Annotated in this window: 8 protein-coding genes; all 8 read right to left on the bottom strand. The window is 32.6% G+C overall.

Going from position 1 to position 8,865, the window contains the following annotated elements:
* Positions 1–1,168, bottom strand: a 1,168-nt coding sequence (locus tag X924_RS03430; RefSeq protein ID WP_233186570.1) for a methyl-accepting chemotaxis protein, incomplete at its 3' end; no start/stop codon positions are given.
* Between the two features lie 155 nt (positions 1,169–1,323).
* Positions 1,324–2,031, bottom strand: a complete 708-nt coding sequence (locus X924_RS03425) for an ABC transporter ATP-binding protein (protein WP_121957551.1) — start codon at positions 2,029–2,031, stop codon at positions 1,324–1,326.
* Positions 2,031–2,747, bottom strand: coding sequence for an ABC transporter ATP-binding protein (locus X924_RS03420; protein ID WP_121957550.1), 717 nt, complete (start codon positions 2,745–2,747; stop codon positions 2,031–2,033). The genes X924_RS03425 and X924_RS03420 overlap by 1 nt, the downstream gene beginning before the upstream one ends.
* Before the next feature lie 12 nt (positions 2,748–2,759).
* Positions 2,760–3,695 (bottom strand): branched-chain amino acid ABC transporter permease, encoded by a 936-nt coding sequence (locus X924_RS03415; protein WP_121957549.1) that lies wholly within the window; start codon positions 3,693–3,695, stop codon positions 2,760–2,762.
* On the bottom strand, positions 3,692–4,618 hold the full coding sequence (locus X924_RS03410; protein ID WP_121957548.1) for a branched-chain amino acid ABC transporter permease: 927 nt from the start codon (positions 4,616–4,618) through the stop codon (positions 3,692–3,694). The genes X924_RS03415 and X924_RS03410 overlap by 4 nt, the downstream gene beginning before the upstream one ends.
* Before the next feature lie 81 nt (positions 4,619–4,699).
* Entirely contained in the window at positions 4,700–5,929 is a 1,230-nt protein-coding gene (locus X924_RS03405; RefSeq protein ID WP_121957547.1) for an ABC transporter substrate-binding protein, read from the bottom strand.
* 82 nt (positions 5,930–6,011) lie between these two features.
* On the bottom strand, positions 6,012–7,217 hold the full coding sequence (locus X924_RS03400; RefSeq protein WP_121957546.1) for an acetyl-CoA C-acetyltransferase: 1,206 nt from the start codon (positions 7,215–7,217) through the stop codon (positions 6,012–6,014).
* Between the two features lie 328 nt (positions 7,218–7,545).
* Complete coding sequence (locus X924_RS03395; RefSeq protein ID WP_121957545.1) at positions 7,546–8,862, bottom strand: acetyl-CoA hydrolase/transferase family protein; 1,317 nt, start codon at positions 8,860–8,862, stop codon at positions 7,546–7,548.
* Positions 8,863–8,865: the final 3 nt, after the last annotated feature.

Genomic DNA, 8,865 nt, shown 5'->3' with positions numbered 1-8,865 from the left:
ACTCTTCAGAATTATTTCTGCTTTCTTGGGATGCTTTTGTTAGTTTTATGGATGCGTTATCTACTTTTTCTGATGCTCCTTTTATTGAACTCATAGATTTCCTTAATTCTTTGCTCATCTCTGATAGTGCATTCGCCATCTGTCCTATCTCATCTTTGCTTTTGCTTTCAAAGTCTACTGTTAGATCTCCTTCTTTGAATTGGTTTATTTTGTTTCTGAACTCTGTCAATGGTTTTGTTATGCTTCTTATGAGATATATGACCATGATTATTGATACTACAAACGCTATTACTGTTAATATTATTGTTAGCATTATGGCTGTGTTGTTTTCTTCTATGAGTGTCGGTCCTAATGTGTCTTGTTGTACTTTTAACTCCGCTCTTTGTTCTTCTAATAGGTCTAATATTTCCACTTTCGTTTCTTCCATCTGTTGTATTATTGGTTCTTGTGATTCTATTGTCTCAACTATTTGGATGAAACTTTCTTTAAATGAGTTAAAGATATCTTTTATTTTTAAAAAACTAGTTTTTAATTCATCATCTACAATGCTGTATTCTAAAGTAGATAACTGAAGTTCTAAATTTTCAAATGCACTATTGATATTATTTTTATCTCCTTCTGATAAAGTTTTGAAATATTGTGAGGAAGCCTCAAAAATTTTATCCTTCCCATCTAAAATCCTTTGAGAATATATAGTTAATGAAGATGAAGCTCTTTTTTCTTGAGTTAAATTGATAAATTCGTTAACAACTTTTTCCAATTTAGGACCATATTCCATGAAATTTTCAATAAAAGAAATTTTTTCTTGATTTGAAGATATTAGCTGATTAAAAAGAGTTTTATATTCAAATATAGCGCTTTCCAATTTTCCGATATTATAATTTTCAAGGTTAAAAAGAATATTTTCAGCTTTTTGAATGTATTCGATAAATTCATCTTCTTTTTGTTTTTCAAAAGCTTTGATGTAATCATTTAGAGCTAAAGTAGCTTGAAATAAATCACTTTCGATTTGTGAAAAATAATTTACATCTTCAGCCATTTTTTTGTATTCTTCTAATCCTTTGTTAGAATTAAACAGAGATACTATGTTAAATGAGATTGATAAGCCAAATAAAATAAACATAATTATTACAATAAGTGGTATACGAACTTTTATACTATTTTTCAATACATTAAAGCCTCCTAACCTAAAAAACTATTAAAATAATTTTTTAAATATTAAAAAATGTTTTTTTCAGTTAAAGGAATTTCTATATTGAATTGTAATAACCGATGAAATTAATTTTATGAAAGTCTGAGTACAAATTTTTAAATTAGAGATTATTAAACACCCAAATATGACTTTTTTATATGTTCGCTATCAACAAGATTATCAGAAGTATCTTCCATAATTATTCTTCCATTTTCAATAACGTATCCTCGATCTATTACTTTTAATCCTTGTTTTACATTCTGTTCTGCTAATAATATGGACATTCCTGTCTTTTTTATTTCTTTGAGTTTTTGAAAAAGTTCTATAACAAGTGAAGGTTGAAGGCCTAACGAAGGTTCATCCAATATTAAAAGTTTTGGATTTGCCATTAACCCTCTTCCTATTGCTAACATTCTTTGTTGGCCTCCACTCATAGTACCTGCTTTTTGTTTTGTTCTCTCTTTTAATATTGGGAAAATTGAAAAAACAAAATCCAGATTTTCCTCAATTTTATTTTTGGCTTCTGGTATGTAAGCTGCACCTAATTTTAAATTTTCCTCAACCGTCATTGACGGAAAAAGTTCACGTTCTTGAGGAACCAAAGAAATACCTTTTCTAACAATTTTGTGAGTTTCTAATCCAATCAAAGAATTTTTTTCAAAATAAATATTTCCTGATTCAGCTTTAACTAATCCGATTATAGTATTTATCAAAGTAGTTTTACCCGCACCGTTTGGTCCAAAGATTCCTATAGCTTCTTGATTTTGGATATTAATTGATAAATCCCATATTACTTGTATTTTCCCATATTTTACATTTAAATTTTCTATTTCTAACATTAATCTTCCTCCCCTAAATATGCTGATACAACTTTAGGATCTTTGGAAACTTCCTCATAAATTCCCTCAGCAATTATTGTCCCTGATTCTAGTACTACTACCCTATCAGTTAATTCTTTTATTACTCCCATGACATGTTCTATTATTACAATTGTCAAACCAGTGTCTCTCAATTTTTTGACTAAAGTTATCATTTGCCAAGTTTCATCAGAATTTAGACCCGCCATTACTTCATCCAGAAATAAAATATTAGGTTTTGAGGCTAATGCACGTCCTATTTCCACCTTTTTTAAATCAAGGACTGTAAGTTTATCAACCAGAAAGTTTGTCCTTTTTAATTCTAAAAGTTCACATATTTCATAGGCTGTTTTTCGAGCGTCATTTAGTTTTTCTCCTGCTCCAAATAAAGCTCCAACCATTATGTTTTCTAATGCTGTAAAATTTCTGATAGATCTGACCAATTGGAAAGTACGTGCTATTCCCATTCTGTTCCTAACATGAGACGGAAGAGTCTCAATGTTTTGATTTTTAAAGATAATTTCACCTTCAGAAGGATAAGTTAAACCTGCTATCAAATTAACAAAAGTTGTTTTACCTGCACCGTTAGGACCAATTATTCCTAATATTTCATTTTCGTTTAAGGTTAAATTTACGTTATTTATTGCAATTAAACCTCCGAACCTTTTTGTTAAATTTTTAGTTTCCATTATATTCATCGAGTATTCCTCCTAAGTTTTGCTCTTTGCTTCTGCTTTACGTGCATACATTTTATCTATTATTGTACCGTATATTCCATTCGGTAAAAATAGTATTATTAAAACTATCATTACTCCGTAGATAATTAAGTGGCCATAGGGCATTATGAGTTTTAGATATTCTGAAGCAAAACCTAAAATTATAGCTCCTATTACGGCTCCCCAGGTAGAATATATTCCTCCAACAAGTGCCATAGCCATAGGTAATAGTAGAAAATCTAAAGAAAATGTTGTTTCAGGTGAAACAAATCCATACTGTTGAGCATAAATAGCACCAGTCGCCCCTTGAAGTGCTGAAGTTATAATAAAAACAAAAATTAAGTACTTGAATATATTTATTCCGCTAGATTTAGCTATTATTTCATCGTTTCTTATAGAATTAATAGCAAACTGTATTCTGGTTTTGGTAAAAACTTCCGATATTATTATTGTTATTAAAGCTATTGATAATATTAACCAATATATTTTTGTGGAGTCTCCATTAAAAATAACATTTGATAAAACTTTACCACTTGCACCGCCTGTCAATTTTGGGATGTTTCTTATAATTACAGAAAAAACCATAGTCAGAGCCAAAGTTGTGATTGCGAAATAAATTTCTCTTAATTTAAGGACTGCGAAACCTAATACAGCAGCTATTAAAGCTACCAAGCCTGCAGCAAAAAAAATGCTTAAGATAGGAGAAAATCCAAAATTTGAAAAAGTAATTATGGAAGCATATGCACCAACTCCAAAAAAACCCGCTATACCAAAAGATAATTGCCCGGTTCTCAACATTATATCCCAACTTAATGCTAAGGTCATATATATTAAAATTGTCATTAGAACATGTAGAAAATAAGCTCCTGTAAAAAAAGGTAAAGATATTAATATTAAAGTGGCTATAATAAATATTAAAATATTTCTCATGATTCAAGCCTCCTATTGGCATTTATCAATATGACTACTATCAGGACACCGAAGAATACGACGTCTGACCAGCCACTATAACCTGGAATAGATTGAACTATAGCTTCAGCAACCCCAAGGGTAATTCCACCTATTAATATGCCTTTTAAATTTCCTAATCCAGCCATGGCTGCAAGGGCGAAAGACTTAAGTGTAAAAGAATTCCCTGACAAAGGAAAAACGGGAGTTCTTGGAAGCATAATTGATGCAGCTATACCAATAATCCCAAAGGCGATACTAAAAACCATCAGATAAACAAAATTAGTATTTATCCCGATTATTTCTGCACCCTTAGGATTTTGACCTACTGCAGAAGCGGCTTGTCCCAGCCGGGTTTTCTTTAAAAATAGTTGAAGAAGAATGAGTATGGCTATTGCAACAACAGGATAAATAAATTCATAAATTCCTATAGAAAGGTTCCCTACAGGAATAGATGTTGAGGCATAAGGAGTATAAACACTTCTTGGTCTAGTTGTCCATATTATTTTGATGAATTCTATAAGTATCATTGATATACCAAACGTTAATAATAGTTGATTCAAATGTCCTGCTTTTAATACATATCTAATAGAAATTAAATATAAACCAATACCAATAAAAAAGAATATAAAAAATAAAGGAATTGATGAAATTAATGGGTCAACATCCCACAAATTAAAAAAAATGTATCCGATGTATAATCCTAAAGTTAAAAAATCTCCGTGAGCTAAATTTAATATCCCCACAATGCCTAATATTAATGCTAAAGGTAATCCTATCAGTGAATATAATCCACCTCTTTGGATTCCATATATTAATGCCAAAGGATTCCATACTGCAACTACTATTAAAAAAATTATGAAAGCTAAAAATGTTTTGTTTATTCGGAAAATAGATTTCTCCAAGTTGAACACCACCTTAAAAGCTTTTATTTAAAAGGGGCTGGAAGGCAAAATCCAGCCACCTTTTTTAAACTACAACTATTTTTAGAAAGTAAATGGATAAACTAAATCAGCGGTTTGTAAATCTAAAGGCCAGATAACTTCTTGTTTCCCATTTTGCCACTGTAAAATTTTTTGATATTTAAACCCTTGATTTTTAATTATATTACTCGGTTGTATCTTCAAAGGTTCTCCTAAAGCGGTATCTTCGAATTCCAAACTTTGTAGGGCTTTAATTAAAGGTTCTTTATCTAAAGTTCCTGCTTTTTTAATACCTTCAACTAAGAAATAAATGTTCATGTATCCCAAAGGAGCAAAGTATGTTGCAGGCTCTTCTTTCCACATTTCAACATAGGCATCATAAAAGTGCTTTGCAGCTGGACTAACTTGATTTAAAGTTGGAGACCACATACCATATAAGATTACGTTATTGGATAATGGATTTTTACCAAAATCAGCTGGCCATCCCGGAGGTGCACCTACAAATAATTGAGGTTGGAAATTTATTTCTTTAGCTTGAGCAACAATTGGTATAGCATCAGCGTCATATCCTGCCCATACAAAAAGGTCGGGGTTAAAGGATTTAGCTTGATTCAGCATCGCCCTATAATCTCCTCCTCCCAGGGCAGCACTTTTGAAGGAAGCACCTTTAAATTCATCCATTATTCCTCTCCAAGGGCCTTCTCCTTTCTTAGCCTGTTCATATAGATCTAAATATGCAGTATATGAATCAGTACCAAAAGCCCCTTCTTCGTAAGCAAGGAAAATTTTGCTAATATTTAAATCTGGATATGCTTCATTAATTTCTCTCCAGCCTAAACCGTAACCTTCTCCTTGTTGGTAATCCCAAGGATGAAGATGAAAGTACCAATCTGCATTTGGACCAATAGCTATTTCAGCTTGATGTGAAGCTGCTCCTATCCATACAGTGATTTTTTGATATTTTTTCAAAATAGGGATTTGAGCTAAATGAACTCCACTACCCATTCCACCCACAAAAAAATCTACTCTTTCAACTGTTGCAAGCCTTTCAATTGCAGCAGCACCTTTTGCTGGATTCATCTCATCGTCTATAACTATGAGTTCTATAGGTCTACCTAATACCCCTCCTGCATCGTTAATCTCTTTTACTGCTAATTTCATGGCTTTAGTGGATTGGTTACCAGTTATATCTCCTAATGGATTTACAGCGCCTATTTTTATAGGATTTACAGCTCCAATGAGGAAAGAAAAAATCATGATAAAGCTCAACATCACAACAAACAATCTTTTCACTTGTTTCACCTCCAATATTTTGATAATTCAACTTAAAACAAAAAAGTTAAAATAAGTCTCTTATCGCCTCCTCTTTTTTTCACTAAACATTCTTTATAACAACTGCTGTTCCCATTCCTCCACCAATACACAAAGAAGCTAAACCATACTCGATATTTCTTTTTTTCATTTCATGAAGAAGTGTTACCACTATTCTGTTTCCAGAGGCACCTATTGGATGTCCTAATGCTATAGCTCCACCGTTAACGTTTGTTCTGTTCAAAAACCATTCTTTTGATTTCCCATAAATACTTGATAGTTCAGTTATAACTCCCAATGATTGAGCTGCGAATGCTTCGTTTAATTCGATTAATTCTATTTGGTCTAAAGGTATCTTTACCCTTTCCAAAAGACCTTTGATAGCTGGAACAGGTCCTAATCCCATGTATGCTGGATCAACACCTGCTTGATTGTAACCAACCAATTCTGCTATAGGGGTCAAATTATATTTTTCGACAGTTTCTTGAGAAGCTAACAAAATGGCACTTGCTCCATCGTTGATACCTGAAGAATTTCCAGCAGTTACTGTCCCATCTTTTATAAATGCAGGTTGTAATTTAGCGAGTTTATCTAAGGAAGAATCAAACCTTGGATGTTCGTCTTGTGCAAAAATAATGGATTCTTTTTTCGTTTTTATCTCTATTGGGATAATTTCGTCTTTAAATTTTCCAGATTCAATAGCCATCTTAGCTTTCATTTGGCTGTTATATGCAAACTCATCTTGTTCCTCACGAGAAATATTGTACTTTTTTGCAACGTTTTCAGCCGTTACTCCCATGTGATAGTTGTTGAATACATCTGTTAGGCCGTCTAAAATCATATGATCTTGAATTTGATAGGATCCGAATTTTGTTCCGAATCGTGTAGTATAAGGTAGAAGGTAAGGAGCTGTTGACATGCTTTCCATACCTGCAGCTATAACTAAATTTGCATCACCATTTTTAATATCATTAGCACCAATCATTATGCTTTTCATACCGCTTCCACATAGCATATTTACTACATATGCAGGTTTGTCTTCTGGTATACCCGCATATATTGATGCTTGTCTACCTGGTCCCATTCCCTGCCCTGCGATTAATACATTACCTACAATCACTTCATCAATATTTTCTACCTTTACTTTGCTATCTTCTATAACTTTCTTAATCACTTCTGCACATAACTTTGGTGCCAAGATGTCTTTTAAAGTTCCTGCGAAGGTGCCGATTGCGGTTCTCTTTGCAGATATTATATAAACTTTGTTCATTTCTTACCTCCTAATAAGAATTTTATATACTGCCTTTAGAAATTTTAGAATTCAAATTTTATCAATGGTTTGACGTTAAATCTTTATAAAACGCCTCCACAATTCTGATTTTGACCTGTTCTTTATTTTTTAGTTTCTTCGCTACTTGTATCGAGAGTGTGGTGAGGGATCTATCCTCTAACCTCGCTATATAAATTCAAAAGCTTATTTTTAAAAGGTTCTCATTTCTAAAGGGCCTAAGAATTTTACTACTTACTTTAGAAATTACGACACTCAGATTTTATGAATATTTTGACGTTTGATTTTTTCAAAAATACCTCAAAAATTTTTATATTAATCCCATTTCTATAGCTTTTTTCTCCAATTCCTTTCGGTAATCCGGATGAGCTATAGAGATTAATTTTCGCGCCCTTTCTCCAGCACTTCTGCCTCTTAAATGAACAATTCCCCATTCTGTTGCCACATAATCTAAATCATGTCTTGGGACTGTAACAGGAGTCCCTTGGGGTAGCATAGGAACAATAGTAGAAATAGTTCCATTTTTTGCCGTAGATCTCAGTGCAATTATGCCTTTTCCATGCTTGCTCTTTATAGCTCCTCTGTGAGTATCCAATTGTCCGCCGGGTCCGGAAATTTGTTGAGTTCCTATAGCTTCAGAGACAACTTGGCCTGTGAGATCTACAGAAATCGCGGTATTCAAACTAACCATATTGTCGTTTTGGCATACTACATAAGGATCGTTGACGTATCTACCTCTAAGTTCAAAAACTCCTTGATTATTGTTTATAAAATCGTACATTTTTTTAGTACCTAAGGCGAAAGCAATAATAAACTTTCCCTTCCATAAAGATTTTTTCATATTTGTTATGACACCTTTTTCAAAAAGATCTATCATAGACTCCGTTAGCATCTCTGTGTGAACTCCTAAATCTTTTTTATCTTCAAGGAGTTTTCCAACAGCATTGGGTATTCCACCAATTCCTATCTGTAAAGTAGCTCCATCAGGAATAAGATCAGCTATATGTTGAGCAATTTTCCTTTCTTCTTCCTTTGGTTCGGTTATTGGAATTTCTGGAATTTCCCAACTTGATTCGACTATCATATTAACATTGTTTATATGCCATTCAGTGTCACCATGTACAAAAGGCATTTTTTCGTTAACTTCCATAACAACTATATCGGCATTTTCCGCTATATCTTTTTCATATACATTTGATATTCCTAAATTAAAATAACCTGCTTTTTCTTGAAAAGGTGCGGAGGTTCCCCAAAAAACTACTGTATTTCCTTCTTCTTTTTCTGCCATAACTTTATCTAAACCAGCCATGTGTAAATTATTGGGGATAAAATCTAAGATTTTTAATTCGTCTTTATATTTTGACTTTCTAGTTGAATCAGAGAAAAACCAGGTATGCAATTGATAATTGTCTTCATAGTCTTTATTCAAAAAGAAATCATAATAACCTGTGTCTAAGCAAGTAACTATCTTTATTTTTTCGAAGTGACTCTTGAATTTATGTACATTGCTTAAAAAACCTTGGGCTTCAGCTGCAGCCATGCTTACAATAACTGTACATCTTTTGGGTAATGATAAGATTGCTTCATCAAGAGATCTTAATTTTTCTCTATATTTATCTTTCCACATTAC

It is taken from the genome of Petrotoga sp. 9PWA.NaAc.5.4 (assembly GCF_002895485.1).
Taxonomy (GTDB): domain Bacteria; phylum Thermotogota; class Thermotogae; order Petrotogales; family Petrotogaceae; genus AZRK01.
Note: the sequence above shows the minus strand (reverse complement) of the source record. Positions and strands in the feature narration are given on the sequence as shown.

Excerpts from the sequence above, each read along its gene's own strand:
- X924_RS03425 (WP_121957551.1), bottom strand. The coding sequence starts at position 2,031 with ATGTTAGAAATAGAAAATTTAAATGTAAAATATGGGAAAATACAAGTA.
- X924_RS03420 (WP_121957550.1), bottom strand. The coding sequence starts at position 2,747 with ATGAATATAATGGAAACTAAAAATTTAACAAAAAGGTTCGGAGGTTTA.
- X924_RS03415 (WP_121957549.1), bottom strand. The coding sequence starts at position 3,695 with ATGAGAAATATTTTAATATTTATTATAGCCACTTTAATATTAATATCT.
- X924_RS03400 (WP_121957546.1), bottom strand. The coding sequence starts at position 7,217 with ATGAACAAAGTTTATATAATATCTGCAAAGAGAACCGCAATCGGCACC.
- X924_RS03395 (WP_121957545.1), bottom strand. The coding sequence starts at position 8,862 with ATGTGGAAAGATAAATATAGAGAAAAATTAAGATCTCTTGATGAAGCA.